Origin of the sequence: Streptomyces roseochromogenus subsp. oscitans DS 12.976, assembly GCF_000497445.1 — a bacterium.
Lineage (GTDB): Bacteria > Actinomycetota > Actinomycetes > Streptomycetales > Streptomycetaceae > Streptomyces > Streptomyces oscitans.
Genome location: NZ_CM002285.1, coordinates 8,722,983 through 8,739,088, shown reverse-complemented (window position 1 = coordinate 8,739,088; position 16,106 = coordinate 8,722,983). Strand labels below are relative to the sequence as shown.

The 16,106-nt window shown below is 71.4% G+C and carries 13 protein-coding genes; 5 read left to right on the top strand and 8 right to left on the bottom strand.

The features are described from left to right. Window positions 1–138 precede the first annotated feature (138 nt). The 3 genes from M878_RS87505 to M878_RS87500 all read right to left on the bottom strand — a co-directional run bounded on the left by M878_RS87505 (window position 139) and on the right by M878_RS87500 (window position 2,253). Window positions 139–993, bottom strand: coding sequence for a GNAT family N-acetyltransferase (locus M878_RS87505; protein WP_023553009.1), 855 nt, complete (start codon window positions 991–993; stop codon window positions 139–141). Further along, window positions 990–1,511, bottom strand: coding sequence for a hypothetical protein (locus tag M878_RS49900; protein ID WP_245238295.1), 522 nt, complete (start codon window positions 1,509–1,511; stop codon window positions 990–992). Before M878_RS49900 ends, M878_RS87505 begins: the two co-directional genes overlap by 4 nt. A gap of 91 nt (window positions 1,512–1,602) precedes the next feature. Beyond that, window positions 1,603–2,253: a chaplin gene (locus M878_RS87500; protein ID WP_106962784.1), complete on the bottom strand. Its 651-nt coding sequence runs from the start codon at window positions 2,251–2,253 to the stop codon at window positions 1,603–1,605. Window positions 2,254–2,537: 284 nt separating this feature from the next. On the opposite strand from M878_RS87500, the gene M878_RS87495 reads away from it, so the two are divergent. Then, complete coding sequence (locus M878_RS87495) at window positions 2,538–4,142, top strand: alpha/beta hydrolase (RefSeq protein ID WP_023553006.1); 1,605 nt, start codon at window positions 2,538–2,540, stop codon at window positions 4,140–4,142. Window positions 4,143–4,269: 127 nt separating this feature from the next. Next, entirely contained in the window at window positions 4,270–4,794 is a 525-nt protein-coding gene (locus tag M878_RS87490) for a DUF4232 domain-containing protein (RefSeq protein WP_023553005.1), read from the top strand. On the opposite strand, the gene asnB is transcribed toward M878_RS87490, so the two are convergent. Both asnB and M878_RS87480 read right to left on the bottom strand, forming a co-directional pair. Next, a complete protein-coding gene (asnB, locus tag M878_RS87485; RefSeq protein ID WP_023553004.1) occupies window positions 4,787–6,628 on the bottom strand; it encodes an asparagine synthase (glutamine-hydrolyzing) in 1,842 nt (613 codons plus the stop codon). The genes M878_RS87490 and asnB overlap by 8 nt on opposite strands. Window positions 6,629–6,907: 279 nt before the next feature. Further along, complete coding sequence (locus M878_RS87480) at window positions 6,908–7,687, bottom strand: alpha/beta fold hydrolase (protein ID WP_023553003.1); 780 nt, start codon at window positions 7,685–7,687, stop codon at window positions 6,908–6,910. Between the two features lie 158 nt (window positions 7,688–7,845). On the opposite strand from M878_RS87480, the gene M878_RS87475 reads away from it, so the two are divergent. Both M878_RS87475 and M878_RS87470 read left to right on the top strand, forming a co-directional pair. Beyond that, window positions 7,846–8,940, top strand: a complete 1,095-nt coding sequence (locus tag M878_RS87475; RefSeq protein WP_023553002.1) for a baeRF3 domain-containing protein — start codon at window positions 7,846–7,848, stop codon at window positions 8,938–8,940. 123 nt (window positions 8,941–9,063) lie between these two features. After that, complete coding sequence (locus M878_RS87470; RefSeq protein WP_031226993.1) at window positions 9,064–10,089, top strand: Gfo/Idh/MocA family protein; 1,026 nt, start codon at window positions 9,064–9,066, stop codon at window positions 10,087–10,089. On the opposite strand, the gene M878_RS87465 is transcribed toward M878_RS87470, so the two are convergent. Together M878_RS87465 and M878_RS87460 are read right to left on the bottom strand one after the other, a co-directional pair. Beyond that, window positions 10,079–12,103: a phosphocholine-specific phospholipase C gene (locus M878_RS87465; protein WP_023553000.1), complete on the bottom strand. Its 2,025-nt coding sequence runs from the start codon at window positions 12,101–12,103 to the stop codon at window positions 10,079–10,081. The genes M878_RS87470 and M878_RS87465 overlap by 11 nt on opposite strands. A gap of 131 nt (window positions 12,104–12,234) precedes the next feature. After that, window positions 12,235–12,651: an SsgA family sporulation/cell division regulator gene (locus M878_RS87460; RefSeq protein ID WP_023552999.1), complete on the bottom strand. Its 417-nt coding sequence runs from the start codon at window positions 12,649–12,651 to the stop codon at window positions 12,235–12,237. Window positions 12,652–12,997: 346 nt separating this feature from the next. Here M878_RS87460 and M878_RS87455 point away from each other — a divergent pair, with 346 nt between their 5' ends. Next, window positions 12,998–14,437: a PP2C family protein-serine/threonine phosphatase gene (locus M878_RS87455; RefSeq protein WP_023552998.1), complete on the top strand. Its 1,440-nt coding sequence runs from the start codon at window positions 12,998–13,000 to the stop codon at window positions 14,435–14,437. A 90-nt stretch (window positions 14,438–14,527) separates the two neighbouring features. Here M878_RS87455 and M878_RS87450 read toward each other — a convergent pair whose 3' ends face one another. Further along, on the bottom strand, window positions 14,528–16,021 hold the full coding sequence (locus M878_RS87450) for a DNA-binding protein NsdB (protein ID WP_023552997.1): 1,494 nt from the start codon (window positions 16,019–16,021) through the stop codon (window positions 14,528–14,530). Window positions 16,022–16,106 lie beyond the last annotated feature (85 nt).

Genomic DNA, 16,106 nt, shown 5'->3' with positions numbered 1-16,106 from the left:
GCCTGTCCGGCGGATCCTGTCGCAGCCGCGGGGGTCGGCACGCGCATCCGCGGCGCTGTCGCGGTCCCCGACTTCCCCACGCCCGCATGCGATTTCCTGCGATCTGACCCGCCGGACAGGCCCGGACTCCCCTGCCTCTCAGCCGAGTTCGAGGGTGGTCACGCCGAAGACGCGGTGCTGCGCGTACGCACGTACCGGCCCCGTGTACATACGCGCGGTCTCGAACGACGCCTGGAATCCGGCCTCTTCGGCGAGCGCGACGCCGGCCGCGTGCGGCTCGGGCACGTCGATGGCCACCTCGCTTCCGGCGGCCTCGGTCGTGAGAGCGGCGAACAGGGCGTGGGCGTCATCGGCGGTGTCGGCGAAGAGAGGGCCGATGCGCAGGGTGTCGCGGCCGGGGCGGAGGACGCCGTAACCGGTGAGGCGGGCGCCGTCGTGGCGGACGAAGGCCCGGTGGCCCGGACCGGTGAGCCACTCGGCGAGGAAGCGCGGACGGTCGGCCGGGTAGCAGGCGCTGTCGTAGGCGGTTATCGCGGCGAGGTCGGCGGGACCGGCCGGCCGGACGCCCACGGGTACCTCGGCCCGCGGGGCGGCACCGGTGAACCGGATGGTGCGGTAGGCGAGTTCGAAGCCGGACTGGCGGTAGTTGTCCTGCTGGGCGACGACGCCGTCCAGGCCGACGGTGCGGTCACCGGCGTGTGCGAGGGCGGTCTTCCAGGTGGTGAGGCCGTGGCCATGGCCGCGCAGGTCGGGGCGGACGAGATAGCAGCCCAGGAAGGCGTAGTCCGAGCCGTAGTTCACCACGGAGATCGCCGACACGGGCTCCCCGTCGATGCGGCCCAGGAAGAACCCGTCAGCATCCTGCGCGAAGAACGCGGGCCCGTCGGACAGTCCGGGATTCCAGCCCTCCGCCGCCGCCCATCCGGCGATCACCGGCCAGTCGGCGAGGGTGGCCTGGGTGACGACGAGGTCGTGGGGGGCCGCAGGGGTCATCGATGCGCTCCATTTCCGTGGGGGCCGGACTGTCGCCCCGCATCCTTCCGGATCAACGGGGGCCGCGCCACGGGGAGATCAGCCGTTGCGCAACGCGGGTCCCGGCCGTTCAGGGCGTGGAGCAGGGGACGCAGCGTCGCGAGGACGAACGCCCCGAAGACCGTGATGGGCAGCAGCCCGACCGGGCGCAGCAGCGCCGCCGGATCCTCCTGCACCCAGGACCGGTTGACGTACCAGTTGGCGAGGACGTCCAGCGTCATCAGGACGCCGGCCGCCCGGACGCCCGAGGGCCGCATCCACAGCGTCAGGACGGCGACCAGCGGGTCGAGGACGACCAGGGCGACGAAGAACACCTGCAACGGGACCGGGCCGAAGGCGGCGTAGGCGTGGAGCCCGCCGCGCACCAGGTCGAGGACATGGGAGCCGGCCCCCTCCAGGAATCCGCCGGCGTACACCACGAGAGTCCAGCGCGCCCAGGCCGGCAGCGCCCGCCATCGCCCGCGTATGCCGTCCGTCACCGGATCAACCTACTGCACCCGGTGAACCGCCTGACGGCAGGCGAACCAAGCCCCACCGGGCCGGCGTCCGGCGGGGCCTTGGGATGATGCGTCAGCTGGTGCCGCCGGAACGGAAGCGGCGGTAGAGGGCCGTGCCCGTGAGGAGCAGCGCGGCGCCGGCGGCGACGGCGGGGAAGGTGGTGTCCGTACCGGTGTGGGCCAGCGCCGATGCCGTCGACTGCGGAGCCGGGCGCGGGGCGGGGTGATGCCGCGGCGGGGCCTTCGGGGCCGGGCGGCGGGGGGTGCGGGGCAGGCCGCCGTTGCCGGACCGGTTGCCTTCGGCCGGGTTGCCCAAGCCGATCACGTTGACGCTGTTGCCGCTGACGTTCACCGGCACCTCGACGGGGAGCTGGACGCCGTTTCCGGCGAGCACGCCGGGCGAGTCCTGCGCCGTGCCCCGCGCGGACGCACCGCCGGACCTGGAAGACCGGCTCTTCGCGGTTGCGGCGTCACCGTTCGCGCACGCGTTGCCGACGGCCGGGTTGAGCAGCCCCACCACGTTCACGGTGTTGCCGCACACGTTGACCGGCACGTGCACCGGGAGCTGGATGCCGTTTCCGGAGATCAGCCCTGGCGAGCCGGCCGCGGAGCCGTCGGCTGCCGCGCCGTCGGCCGCGAAGGCGGCGGACACCGGCAGCACCACGGCCAGCGCCCCGGTGGCTGCGGCGACGGCGAACACGCCGTTACGGGTAGCCCGTCTCATAGGTTCCCTGCCTTCCAGACATCGTCGCGGGCACTCGCCCGCACCCCGTAAAACGCCCGCGAACCATCGGAGTTATGGCTAATCGGTCTTTCACCCCGTCGAGCGACACTGTTATCGAACTGCATGTAAAGCCACTGAATGATCACTTAACCGGGATATAGCGGGTGCAGGGTACGGCACCGGGTGCCATGGCGCTCGTCCGGAGGCGGCCCGTCCAGGCCCCGCTTATGGTGATCCGAAGGGCGCCGTCCCCGGTCCGCGACAGGCGTCCCGGGAGGCGAACGATGCTGGCCAAGCTGTCCACACGGCCCGCCGTGCGACGCTCCGCAGGTACCGGAGCCCTCGCCCTGGCCCTGCTCGGAGCCGGGCTGCCCGTCGCCGCGGCCGACCGGCCGCAGCCCGACCTGACACGCTTCTACCGGCAGAAGGTGACCTGGACGGCCTGTAAGGGCTCGGACGTCCCGAAGGACCTCCAGTGCGCGAAGGTCACCGTCCCCCTCGACTACGTCCGGCCCCGCACCGGCACCCTCGACGTGGCGCTGGCCCGCTATCAGGCCACCGGGAAGAAGCAGGGCTCGGTGCTGCTGAACTTCGGCGGGCCCGGCGGCGCGGGCATCCCCGAACTGGCCGCAGACGGCAAGGAGTTCATGGACCTGACGAACGGCTACGACGTGGTCACCTTCGACCCGCGCGGCGTCGGCCGCTCCTCCCCCGTCAGCTGCGGCGAGGGCAGCGACGAGGCCTCGCAGGCGACGGACAGCGCAGCAGACCTCGGCCATCCCCAGGCGCTGCTCGCGCAGTTGCGCAAGGCCGCCGACGAATGCGCCCGGCACTCCGGTCCCGTACTGCCGCACATAGGCACCGTGAACGCCTCCCGCGACCTGGACGTCATCCGCCAGGCCCTCGGCGACAAGAAGCTCAACTACCTCGGCTTCTCCTACGGCACTCGGCTCGGCGCGGTGTACGCGGCGCAGTTCCCGCACAGGGTCGGCCGGCTCGCCCTCGACGGCGTGGACACCCTGACCGAGCCGCTGTCCGAGCAGGGGGTGGCCGGCGCCGAGGGGCAGCAGACCGCGCTGGACGATTTCCTGGACTGGTGTACGACGGACGTCGCCTGTCCGTTCGGCCGGGACCGGCGGGCCGCCGAGGACCAGGTGACCCGGCTGGTGCGGTCGCTCGACGCGAACCCGGTCCCGACGGACTCCGGCGGCTCGTTCTCCGGACAGGACCTGGTGGGCGCCATCGGGGAGGCCCTCTACAGCAAGCAGCTGTGGCCCCCGCTGGAGCGCGCCCTGGCCTCCCTGGTCAAGGACGGCGACACGCGAGGCGTGCTGAACATCGCCGCCGGGGGTGCCGCCCCGGCCGGCGGGACACGGAGCGGGAACGGCGCTCTGGTCGATCCGCAGGACGTCCCGGCGGACAACCTGCCGGCCGCACTGATGGCGATCAACTGCGCCGACGACCCCGACCGGCCCGACGCTGCACAGATCATCAAGGACCTGAGGAACCTGCGGGCCACGTATGAGCAGGCCTCGCCGGTCTTCGGCCACTATCGGCTGACCCAGCTGCTCATGTGCTACGGCCGCCCCAAGGGCACCGACTTCATCCGCAACGAGGTGAAGGACGTCCACTCGGCGAAGATGCTGCTCGTGGGCACGCGTGGCGATCCGGCGACGCCGTACCGGTGGACCGTGGAGACGGCCGCCCGGCTCGGCCAGTCGGCCGTGGTACTCGACAACAGGGGTGACGGCCACACCGGATACACCTCCTCCAAGTGCGTGCACCGGAAGGTCGACGACTTCCTGCTGTACGGCTCCCTGCCGCCGAGCGGCAGTTCCTGCCCGGCGGACGGCACCGAGGGGAGCGGCGTCACCGGCTCCACCGACTGATGACTGCGCGGACGCAACCGGGTGGCCGGCACGAATCCGGCACGACCTCCCGCCTCTCCCGGCCGTCACACCAGGCAGGCGCCCTTCTGCCACCGTATCCGCAGTGCCCGTGACAGGGGGAACCACCATGCGCATCCGTGCCGCCACCGCCGTACCCGCCGCCTCGGCCGTCACGGCGGTCCTGCTGCTGGCCGCGCCGCAGAGCCAGGCCGCCACGGGCCAGGGCCGGCCCGTCCGCTGTGCCGAGAAGGCCCTGACGATGCGGGCGAAGGCCGCCGCCGGCGATCCGGCCGTGGTCCGTGTCAGCGTCACCAGCAGCGGCGCCCGCACTTGCCTGGTCGACCGGGTGCCCACGGTGACCTTCGGGAACCTGGACGGCGCCGCGCTGCCGACACCGGCGGGCGGCACCGGCGGCTACCGGCTCACGCCGGGCCGGACCGCCTACGCCGACGTCGGGACCATCGGCGACCCGGCGGACCCCGAGGCCCGCCGGGTGCACACCGTGACCGTGGCCGCCTCGGCCGCGCACGGGGGCCGCTCCTTCACCGCCGACCGGCTCGGCACCGGGAAGCAGGTCCTGGTGTGGGAGCCGGTGACGACGTGGTGGCAGCCCACGGCGGCGGCCGCGGACCGGGCCATCGGCCTCAGCTGAGGTTCACCTCGGGCGCGTAGGCGTCCAGCCACTGCGCGAGGTCCAGGGCGCGCTCCAGCCCGCGCCGCTCCGCCTGGCTGCTGATCGGCGCCTCGCGTTCGGCGGCCGTGCGGAGCCGGTCGCGGTCGATGAGGTCGAAGACCCGGTGGGAGGGCCGCGAGAGCAGGTCCTTGACCTGGTCCTGGAGGGCGCGGGCGTACTGCGGGTCCTGGGTGGACGGGTACGGGCTCTTGACCCGGTCGTACACCGAGCGCGGCAGGACGTCCGCTGCCGCCTCGCGCAGCAGGCTCTTCTCGCGGCCGTCGAAGGACTTCAGCGCCCACGGGGCGTTGTAGACGTACTCGACGAGCCGGTGGTCGCAGAACGGCACCCGGACCTCCAGGCCGACGGCCATGCTCATCCGGTCCTTGCGGTCGAGCAGGATGCGGACGAACCGGGTCAGGTGCATATGGCTGATCTGCCGCATCCGGTACTCGAAGTCGCTCTCGCCGTCGAGCCGGTCGACGGCGGCGACGGCGGTGCGGTAGCCGTCGGCGATATAGCCCTCCAGGTCCAGGGACTTGGTGACGTCGGAGCGCAGCACGTCGGAGTCGTCGCCGAAGTCGCGGCCGAAGCGCACCAGCCAGGGGAAGGTGTCGGCGCGCCGCGCCTCCTCGTCGAAGAACTGCAGATAGCCACCGAAGACCTCGTCGGCCGACTCACCGGACAGGGCCACCGTGGACTTCTCCCGGATGGCACGGAAGAGCAGCAGCAGCGAGGCGTCCATGTCGCCGAAGCCGACCGGCAGGTCGCGGGCGCGGATCACCCGCTCGCGCACGGCGGGGTCGGCGAGGGACTGCGGGTCGAGCACGATGTCCTGGTGGTCGGTGTCGGCGAGCTTGGCCACGTCGTGCACGAAGGGCGTGTCGGGGGTGCCGCGCAGCTCATCGGCTATGAAGTTTTCGGTCCGGCCGACGAAGTCGACGGCGAAGCTGCGTACCCGCTCGCCCTGCGCGGCGAGTTGCCGGGCGGCGATCGCCGTCATCGCGGAGGAGTCCAGGCCGCCCGAGAGCAGGGTGCAGCGCGGGACGTCGGCGACCAGCTGGCGGCGCACGATGTCGTCGAGCAGCGAGCGCACGGTGGTGATGGTGGTGTCGCGGTCGTCGGTGTGCGCACGGGTCTCGAGGCGCCAGTAGACGCGCGTCGACAGGCCCGAGCGGTCGACGGTGACGACCGTGCCGGGTTCGACCTCGCGCATGCCGTCCCAGATCCCGTGTCCGGGCGTCTTGATCATGACGAGCAGTTCCCGCAGCCCGTCCAGCGTGACCCGGCGGCGGGCCAGCGGGTTGGCGAGGATCGCCTTGGGCTCGGAGCCGAACAGGACGCCATCGGCGGTGGGGTAGTAGTAGAAGGGCTTGATGCCCATGCGGTCGCGGATCATCACGAGCTGATCGCGGCGGCCGTCCCACACGGCGAACGCATACATCCCGTTGAGCCGTTCGGCGACCGCGTCCCCCCATTCGAGATAGCCGTGCAGGACGACCTCGGTGTCGGAGTCGGTGGTGAACCGGTGGCCGCGGCCCTCGAGTTCGCGGCGCAGTTCGGTGAAGTTGTACGCCTCCCCGGAGTACACCATCGCCAAGGTTCCCTCAGGGGTGTCGAGGGTCATCGGCTGACGGCCGCCGGGGAGGTCGATGATCGCGAGTCGGCGGTGGCCCAGAGCGGCCGGGCCCTGTGTCCAGGTGCCGCGGTCGTCCGGACCGCGGCAGGCCATCGTCTCGGTCATCGCATGCAATGTCGTGGCCTCGGTTGTCAGGTCACGGTCGAAGGAGACCCATCCGGTGATGCCGCACATGCGCTGCCTCCTGCCTCCGGCTGGCGGCCGGATCCGGCGCTCACCTAGGCTTTCCCGGGTGAGCCATGGACCGGCCGGCGAACCAGTTGTAACTAGCACCTATACGACCAGCCTCCGTCGGTTGCCCCAGGCAGTCAACTCGGCCGTAACACCTGCGCCCCATCCACCCCCATGGTTTCGGCCGTGTTTTGCTTACGCGACATCCCGTGAAGCCCGCCCACCGGGCCCGCGCCGTCGCGAACCGGCCAGAAGCAAAAACTTCACCAAGCGGCACATGGTTCAGGCCTTTTCACTCACAAACCGGTCCAGCACGGCTGTCAGCTCGGCCGGCTTCTCCAGCGGCAGTTCATGGCCCGCGTCGAGGATGCGCACGACCGCGTCCGGATAGGCCTTGGCCATCCGCAGCATCTGCCGCACGGGCAGCTGGACGTCGTGGTACCCGTGCACCATCAGCGTGGGCGTGCCGATCTCACCGGCCCGGTCGAGGACGTCGAAGGCGCGCATCGCGCCGTACAGCGTCATCACGACCTCGCGCGGGGTCGCGGCGGAAGCCCGGATGTGCGCACGGATCTCGTCGCGCGGATGGCCGGGCGCGAAGGCACGCTGGATGTTGGCGGCCACGAACAGCCGGTACGGCACCAGGGTCGAGACGGCCATGAGCAGGCCCCGGGCACGGCTGTACGTCATCCGGGCGATGGAGCCCACCAGCACCATCCGCTCCACCCGCTCGGGGTGGGCCAGCGCGATGGTCTGCGCGATCATCCCGCCCATCGAGTGGCCGACCAGCACGAACCGTTCGGCCTTCAGATGGTCGAGCAGGGCGAGCACGTCCCGCGCCAGCTCCGCGATCGTGCGCACCCCCGCGCCGGTGCTCTCGCCGTGCCCGCGCAGGTCCAGCCGGATCACCCGGCGTCTTTCGGCGAAGTGCGCGATCTGGTGGTCCCAGCGGTGGCGGTTCGCGGTCCAGCCATGGACGAAGACCAGGGGCACCTCAGGTGCGTCACGGGGGCCCTCGTCGTCGTACGTCAGGGCCGCTCCGTCGACTTCGAGCTGCGGCATGGGGGCCTCCTGGGGGTGCGTCGCGGTCCGGTTACCGACGGGTACGGTAACCGGCGGCACGGCGCCGCGTCACCGGCTCGGACCGGGGAATTCACGCGGCGGGCGGGGTCCGGGACACCCCGAATGCCGTACGCGTGAATCCGCCCTATCGTGCTGTCATGGAGCACGCACTGAGTCCCGCGACCCTGGCCGAACTGCGGCGCCCGCGGCCCTACCCGGCGGTGTCCGTGCTGACCCCGACGCACCGCCGCGAACCGGAGAACGGGCAGGACCCCGTCCGGCTGCGCAATGTCGTCACCGAGGCACGCAAACGCCTGGAGGCCGACCCCGCCGTCACCCGTGAACGGCGCGCCGAGATCGAGAAACAGCTGGACCGCGCGCTGGCGGAAGTGGATCTGGCGCACGCCGAGGACGGCTTGGTGATCTTCGCCGCCCCCGGTGAGCACCAGGTCTGGTCGCTGGCCCGCACCGTCCCCGAGCGGGTGGTCTTCTCCGACACCTTCCTCACCCGCAATCTGGTCTCCGCGCAGGCCGCCGAACGGCCCTTCTGGGTGCTGTCGGTCTCCGCCGACCGCGCCACCCTGTGGAGCGGTGGCCCCGACCGGGTCGTCGAGGAGCACTTCGGCGGCTTCCCGCTGATCCGCAGCCAGGAGAACTTCGACGCCGAGCGGCAGATGCAGATCGGCGACCAGCCGAGCACCTTCAGCGACGAGGCCACACGCCGGTTCCTGCGCGAGGCGGACACCTCGCTGGAGGCGGTTCTGCGCGAGCAGCCCCGCCCGCTCTACGTCACCGGCGACCAGGCCGCACTGTCCCTGCTGGACGAGGCGGGCAGTGTCGCCAGGTCCGCCGTCCACGTCCCGCGCGGGGGCCTGGCCCACGCCGACCCCAACGCCGTGTGGCAGGCCCTGCGGCCGGTCCTCGAGGACGAGGCCCGCAAGGACACCACCTCCGTCATCGACGAACTGACCTCGGCACGCGGACACAAGAGCTTCGCGGCCGGGGTGGACGAGCTGTGGCAGAACGCCCGGGAAGGCCGGGTCCGGCTGCTCGCGGTCGAGGAGAACTACCGCACGACCGTCCGCGACGACGGCGCCCACCTCGTGCCGGCCGAACCCGGCGATCCGGACGCCCGCGACGACATCGTGGACGAGATCGTCGAGCAGTGCCTCGAGACCAGTGCCGAGGTCCGCTTCGTCCCCGACGGCTCGCTGGGCGACGCGAACGGGATCGCGGGGGTTCTGCGCTACTGAGGCCCCCCGGGGCGGCGATCCCCAGTACCCCCAGCAATCCCCGGCGATCCCCAGCGATCCCGAGGCAGCGCTCCCTGCGCGGCGTACGCTACGGCGTGATCGTCGGCGTAAGGGAGCGCGCACATGGGTGACCCGCTGGGAGTGGCGGTACTGGGTGCCGGACACATGGGGGCCGACCACATACGACGTCTCGATCAAGTAGTCAGCGGAGCCAGGGTCGTGGCGGTGGCCGACCCCGATGTCGAGCGGGCGAAGGAGGCCGTGGCCGGCATCGATTCCGTCACCGTGCATCAGGACCCGGTCGCCGCGCTCGACGCGCCCGGTGTCGCGGCCGTGCTGATCGCCTCCCCCGGTCCGGCCCATGAGGAGGCCCTGCTCGCCGCCTTCGTCCGCGGGCTGCCGGTGCTGTGCGAGAAGCCCATGGTGCCGGACTCCACCGGTGCGCTGCGGGTCGTGGAGGCCGAGGCACGGCTGGGCCGCCGGCTGGCCCAGATCGGCTTCATGCGCCGCTACGACGCCGAGTACCGCCGGCTGAAGTCGCTGCTGGACGGCGGCAGTCTGGGCCGGCCGCTGATGCTGCACTGCACCCACCGCAATGTCTCCTCGCCCGGCCACTTCACCAGCGCGATGCTGATCAACAGCTCGGTCTCGCACGAGATCGACGCCGCCCGCTGGCTGCTGGGGCAGGAGCTGACGGCGGTGACCGTACTGCGTCCCACGCCGTCCGCGGACGCCCCCGAGGGCCTGCTCGATCCGCAGTTCGCGCTGTTCGAGACCGAAGCGGGCGCGCTCGTCGACGTCGAGGTCTTCGTGAACTGCGGCTTCGGCTACCAGGTGCGCTGCGAGGCCGTGTGCGAGCGGGGCAGCGCCCGGATCGGCGCCGAGCACACCATGGTGGTCACCACGGCGGGCGGCGCCCGTGAGGAGGTGGCACAGGACTACCTCGTCCGCTTCGCCGACGCCTACGACCGCGAGGTGCAGGCCTGGGCCGACGCCGCCCGGCGCGGCGAGGTCACCGGTCCGGGCGTCTGGGACGGGTACGCGGCGTCCGTCGTCGCCGAGGCGGGGGTCCGGGCGCTGGAGAGCGGCGGCCGCGTGGCCGTCGACCTGGCTCCGCGCCCGGACCTGTACGCCGGTCTCAGCCGCTGACGCCGGCGGCGCCCGTCTCCAGGCGCCCGGTGAACCGACGCGACCAGGTCGCGTCGGAGTCGACGGTCACCGTGAAGTCGTACCAGCCGTTCTGGTAGGCGACGGCGTTGAAGTAGTCCTCCGTCGAGCCGCCCGCGGCCACGGTGTAGGTCCAGGGGCCGTCACCGCGGTAGTGGTTCGAGGTGATGGTGAACTTCACCGGCGCGGAGCCCGAGTTGGTCATCTTGAAGTAGATCGCGAGCTTGCCCGTGCCCGGCTCGACCGCGTACCGGGTGCTCACCTCCGCCGACTTGCCCGGCTTGGTCGCGTCGCCCTGGAAGCGGCGCAGGAAGCGGTTGGGTCCGACCATGGTCAGGTCGTACTTGCCGCCGCCGAAGCCCGTGCCGATGTTGAAGAAGTCGGAGGCGGTGCCGCCCGGGTCGACCGTGTACTGGAACGGCGTGGTGTCGCGGTAGGCGTTCGGGTGGATGGAGAAGTGGGCCGCCCGGGAGGCCGGCGCGCCCTGGTTGGTCATGGTGAACCAGGCGAGGATCTTGCCCGCCGCGTCGAACTCCAGGTGGTCCAGATAGCCGCCCGGCTGGTACGGCAGCGCGCGGGACGGACGGGTGCCGGGCTCCTGGGCGGGCAGGGCGTTGTCCGTCGGCACCGGGTTGGGCAGCGGGCCGCAGGTGTCGATGCCGATGACGCTGGTCGCGGGCAGGGAGACCGAGCCGTAGACCGGGTTGGCGAAGTCGAAGACCCCGGTGAGGTCGCCGCTGACCTTGCGTCGCCAGTCGCTGATGTTGGCGCACTGGGCGGGCGTGCCGAGGGCCGACGTCCAGGTCTCCAGGAAGCGCAGTACCGAGGTGTGCTCGAAGACCTCCGAGGAGACCCAGCCGCCGCGCGTCCAGGGCGAGATGACGAGCATCGGGACCCGGAAGCCGAAGCCGTACGGCACCCCGTTGAGGAACTCCCCTGCCGTGCCGGCGGGCGGCGCCGGCGGGGGCACGTGGTCGAAGTAGCCGTCGTTCTCGTCATAGTTGAGGAACAGGACGGTCGAGTCGAAGACGTCCTGGTCGGCGGCGAGGGCCTGGTAGACGAGGTTGACGAAGTGGGCGCCGTCGCCGGGCGGGGCGTACGGGTGCTCGGAGAAGGCCTGGTTGGGGACCACCCAGGAGACCTGCGGGAGGGTGCCCGCGAGCACGTCGGCCTTGATCGCGGCGGCGATGTCGTCGGGGGTCGATCCGGTCACCTTCGGTACCGAGGACATACCGCGCTCGTACAGCGGGTCGCCCGCCTTGGCGTTCGCGAAGTTCTTGAAGTACGCGCAGCCGTTGTCACCGTAGTTGTCGGCCGCGTTCTGGTAGACCTTCCAGGTCACCCCGGCGGCCTGCAGCGCCTCGGCGTAGGTCTGCCAGGTCAGGCCGGACTCGTCGCCGCCGTCGTAGCTGGAGGAGTCGACCTTGCCGCTCCACAGGAAGGTGCGGTTGGGACCGGTCGCACTGAGCGTGGAGCAGAAGTAGGCGTCGCAGATGGTGTAGTTGTCGGCGAGCGCGTAGTGGAAGGGGATGTCGGAGCGGTCCAGGTAGCCGAGCGAGCGGACGTTGCCGACGCCGGAGACCCAGTTGTCCATCCGGCCCTTGTTCCAGGCGGAGTGCTGTGAGGACCACGAGTGCGGCAGGTCGCCGTTGCACTGGGCGAGGGTCTCGCCGTCCTTCCCGCCCGCGTCCGGGGTCGCGCTGAGCTTCCAGGGGTACTGGCGGCCCAGCCCGTTCGGCTGGTTGAAGACCGGGAAGCCGCCGCTCAGGGTGATGCCGCTGCGGTCGTCGAAACCGCGCACACCCTTCAGCCGGCCGAAGTAGTGGTCGAAGCTGCGGTTCTCCTGCATGAGGATCACCACGTGCTGTACGTCCTTGATCGTGCCGGTCGCCGTGGTGGCCGCGGCCGCGTCGGTGCGGGTGCCGGCGCCCAGCGCCACACCCGCCGCCACGGATGCGCCGAGTCCCACGAAGCCTCTTCGGCTGATCGGTGTCATTCGCCCCGTCCTCGTCACCGGAGTGCCCCTGCGGCACACCGCGCGCCAGGGTGCCCGCGGTGATGGTCAGGGTCCAGACCGATGCGGTGAGGCGAAGGTGAACATAAGTCAAAGTCGTCCCCGGGGTTGCCTCACACCCCGCCGAACAGGGCGCTCAGCCCGCGCTCCACCACCCCGGACAGATCCTCCCGCCCGGCCGGCACCACCGCGTAGGTGCGCAGCAGGAAGCGGCGCAGCGCGGACGCGGGGAACTGGAGCAGGGCCAGTCCGTGCGGCGAGTGGAACTCCAGCACCGTGCGCGTACGGCCGTACGGCCAGATCTGCACGTCCCCGTGGCCGGCCGGGGCCCGCAGCCCCTGGTCGAGCAGGGAGCGCGCGAAGACCCAGCTGACCTCCTCACCCTCCAGGGCGGCCTCGGCGGGGAAGTCCACGAAGACGGCCAGCGGATCGTCCGTGGAGTAGCGCAGCGTGGCGGACACGGGAATCTCCTGGTCCTCGGCGGTGATCAGCCGGGCCTGGGCGGACTGTGCGACAGTGATGGCATCCATGTCTTTATGGACTCCGCAAAGGCGCTCCACATGCCGCCAAATCCGGTCAGAGTTCGACAGGTACAAGTCGGTCGCGGCACACGGGAACACAGGAGCGACGAACATACGGATGAGCGTCCCGAGCGCGCGGCCGGCTTTATGCAACTCCCGTAGAAGTTCTACGACTTGGTCCGCGATGCGCGTACGTCATGCACGTACGGGGATCACTCCGGCGAGACTCTGGCATATGCCGGAAGCACCACCGTATCGTGTGTTGCCAAATCACTTACGGGGCGTCGCGGGCTGTGCAACAGTCGTAACCGGTCCCCCGTCCCCCTGGCCGTATCGTCCCCCTTCGGAGTGCGTCATGCCGTCCCCAGTCTCCGCGGACCGCTCAGCCGCCCAGCCACCCGGACGCGGCTCGGTCGAGGCGCTGATCACGCAGACGCGGCGGCTCAAAGGCGATGTGGACGCCGTACGGCGGGACACCCGGAGCGACGGTTCGGACCCGGAGGAACGCTGGCAGCGCGCTCTGTACGACCTCGCGCTGCACCAACTGGACGATCTGGACGCCCACTTGGCCCAGCTCCGGGACGGCCCGCACACCGAGCCGGCCGCTCCGGCCGAACCCGCCGGGACGCTCGCCGTCCGGCCCGCGCCGGCCCCCGCCCCGAGCGGCTCGCTGCTCAGCCGCGTCGGCAGCGCGGAGTGGGACCTGCTGACGGACGCGGCGACCTGGTCCGGGGAGCTGTACCAGATCCTCGGCCTCGACCCGGACGGGCCCGCCCTCACCCTGGACGAACTGCCCTCGCTGGTCCTGGACGAGGACCGGCCGAAACTGACCGCGATGGTGACGGACTGTCTGGTCGACGGCAAACCCATCGACGGCGAGTTCCGTGTCGTACGGCCCGAGGGCTCCGTCCGGGCCGTGCACATGATGGGCGAACCCGTGCTCGGCGCCGACGGCGGCACCGCCTCGATGTGGGCCGTGCTGCGCGACGTCAGCGAACTGCGCCGCTGCCGGCGGACGGTGCACGAGACCCGTGACTCGCTGCAGCGTGAGCGCCGGCAGGAGCAGACCGAGCACCGGATCGCGGCCGAGCTGCAGGAAGCCGTGCTACCGCCATGGCGCGGCTCCCTGCGGCTCCCGCACCAGGGCCCATGCACCCTCGACCTGGCCGCCCACCGCCTCCCCGCGGCCACGGACACGCTGATCGGCGGCGACTGGTACGACGCGCTGGAACTCTCCGACGGCGAGACCCTGCTCAGCGTCGGCGATCTCACCGGGCACGGCGTGTCCGTCGCCTCCGGTATGGCGATGCTGCTCGGTGCCGTACGCGGCATGGCGCTGGCCGGCACCCGGCCCGGTGAACTGCTGGGCATGCTCAACCAGTTACTGGACGCCACCGTGCAGCCCGCCCTCGGCAGCGCCGTCTGCTGCCGTTACCGGCCCGCGACACGCACCCTGGTCTGGGCGCAGGCAGGACACCCCGCCCCGCTGCTGTACCGCGACGGAACGGGGCGCCTGCTGCACGCGCCCGGCGGCGTCCTGCTCGGCGCCACCTCGGGCGCCGTCTACGGGCAGGCCGAGGTGACCCTCGAACCCGGTGACCTGCTTGTGCTGTACACCGACGGACTGGTGCCGGGGCACAGCCCGACCGCGGCCGCCGACCGCCTGCTCGGCCTCGCCCCACGGTTCCACGCCGCGCGCACGGCGCGGGACAGCGTACGGACGTTGGTCGAGGAGTTCGGCGGAGCCGGACGCGAGGACGACGCGTGCGTGCTCGTCGCCAAGGTCACCGCGTGAGCCGGACCATGAGTTGTAGAGGTTGGCGATGGTGTCGAAGTAGCAAGAGCTGTTGAAGTCAGCCGGCGCACAGGCCCCGTGCCTGTGCGCTCACGCCTGTGCGGTGCCCGCGCCCTTGGCCCTCGGCTTGGGCAGGGCGAGCCGGATCTCCTCCCGCAGTTCGTGGATCCTCGGATAGCCGGCGTACTCCGCGGTCAGCCGGTACATCTGCCGCAGCCGGTCCCAGGTGCGACGGGAGGAGTTCGACCCCATCGACATCAGGGCCAGCCGGGCATAGCTGTCGGCCTGTTCGGGGTCGTCGGCGATGAAGCAGGCCGACGCCATGGACAGATGGTCGAAGATCTTCGACCGCTCCCGTCCGTCGACGCGCAGCGCGAGCGCCTTCTCCGCGTAGTGCTGGGCGTGCACGGCCTCGCTCGGGTCGAACTCCGCCAGCGTGCGGTAGGCGAGGGCCTGCATGCCGTACAGGTCCTCGTCCTTGAAGGTCTGCATCCAGTCCAGTGGTTCGGCCTCGCCGCGGCCGGCGACGAACATGTCCTCCGCCTGCCCGAGGGTGCGGCGCATGGCCTGCCCCTTGCCCATCGACGCCTGCGCCCAGGCCTCGATGGTGTGGAACATCGCCCTGGTGCGCGGCTGCAGACCGTCACCCGCGCCGGACTGGGCGAGCTTCATCAGGTCCAGCGCGTCGTCGGGCCGGCCGAGGTGCACCATCTGCCGGGCCGCCCGGGACAGGGCCTCGCCGGCGCGCGGCCGGTCTCCGCCCTCGCGGGCGGCATGAGCGGCGATGACGAAGTACTTCTGAGCCGTGGGCTCCAGGCCGACGTCGTGCGACATCCAGCCCGCGAGGACGGCGAGGTTGGCGGCGACGCCCCACAGGCGACGCTGGAGATGGGGTGGATGGTGGTAGGCGAGCATGCCGCCCACCTCGTTGAGCTGGCCCACGACCGCCTTGCGCTGAAGCCCGCCGCCACGGGCCGCGTCCCAGGCGCGGAACACCTCGACCGAGCGCTCCAGTTCCTCGATCTCCTGCGACCCGATGGGGGCGGCCTCATAGCGGTCGAACCCAGCGGGGTCGGCGTGCAGGGGGTCGTCGAGGACGGGGGCGTCGGCCTTCAGGGCCGGGTCGGTGTGCAACCAGTCGTACATGGCGCTGCTGAGTGCGGATCCCGCGGCGAGCGCGGCACCCGCGCCCACCAAGCCGCGTCGGTTGAGCATGAGGTCCATTCCCGTGAATTCGGTGAGGACCGCAGCGGTACGTTCGGGCGCCCACGGCACGCCGTCGGGATGTTCCTCGATCCCGTCGCCCTGCCGTTTTCCCGCACGCCCGTGCCGCACCAGACCGAGGTCCTCGATGGTCACGACACGGCCGAGACGCTCGGTGAACAGGGCCGCCAGCACCCGCGGCACCGGATCGCGCGGGATCTCTCCCATGTCGATCCACCGCCGCACCCGGGAGGTGTCGGTCGACAACTGGGGGTGACCCATGGCCGCCGCCTGCTTGTTGACCAGCCTCGCGAGTTCGCCCTTGGACCAGCCGGCCAGGCCGAACAGGTCCGCCAGGCGGGTGTTGGGTTGTCCGCTCACGTCAAGCCCCCAGGTTCTCGGCTGAGTTGACAGTAGCCCGGTGGAGGTTGCCGGGCGACTATTCGCCAGGGTTCGCCAGGGTCCG

Bases quoted from the DNA above. Each gene is read 5' to 3' on its own strand.
- M878_RS87480 (WP_023553003.1), bottom strand. From the start codon at position 7,687: ATGCCGCAGCTCGAAGTCGACGGAGCGGCCCTGACGTACGACGACGAG.
- M878_RS87470 (WP_031226993.1), top strand. From the start codon at position 9,064: ATGGGTGACCCGCTGGGAGTGGCGGTACTGGGTGCCGGACACATGGGG.
- M878_RS87500 (WP_106962784.1), bottom strand. From the start codon at position 2,253: ATGAGACGGGCTACCCGTAACGGCGTGTTCGCCGTCGCCGCAGCCACC.
- M878_RS87490 (WP_023553005.1), top strand. From the start codon at position 4,270: ATGCGCATCCGTGCCGCCACCGCCGTACCCGCCGCCTCGGCCGTCACG.
- M878_RS87465 (WP_023553000.1), bottom strand. From the start codon at position 12,103: ATGACACCGATCAGCCGAAGAGGCTTCGTGGGACTCGGCGCATCCGTG.
- M878_RS87475 (WP_023553002.1), top strand. From the start codon at position 7,846: ATGGAGCACGCACTGAGTCCCGCGACCCTGGCCGAACTGCGGCGCCCG.
- M878_RS87455 (WP_023552998.1), top strand. From the start codon at position 12,998: ATGCCGTCCCCAGTCTCCGCGGACCGCTCAGCCGCCCAGCCACCCGGA.
- M878_RS87495 (WP_023553006.1), top strand. From the start codon at position 2,538: ATGCTGGCCAAGCTGTCCACACGGCCCGCCGTGCGACGCTCCGCAGGT.
- M878_RS87460 (WP_023552999.1), bottom strand. From the start codon at position 12,651: ATGGATGCCATCACTGTCGCACAGTCCGCCCAGGCCCGGCTGATCACC.
- asnB (WP_023553004.1), bottom strand. From the start codon at position 6,628: ATGTGCGGCATCACCGGATGGGTCTCCTTCGACCGTGACCTGACAACC.
- M878_RS87505 (WP_023553009.1), bottom strand. From the start codon at position 993: ATGACCCCTGCGGCCCCCCACGACCTCGTCGTCACCCAGGCCACCCTC.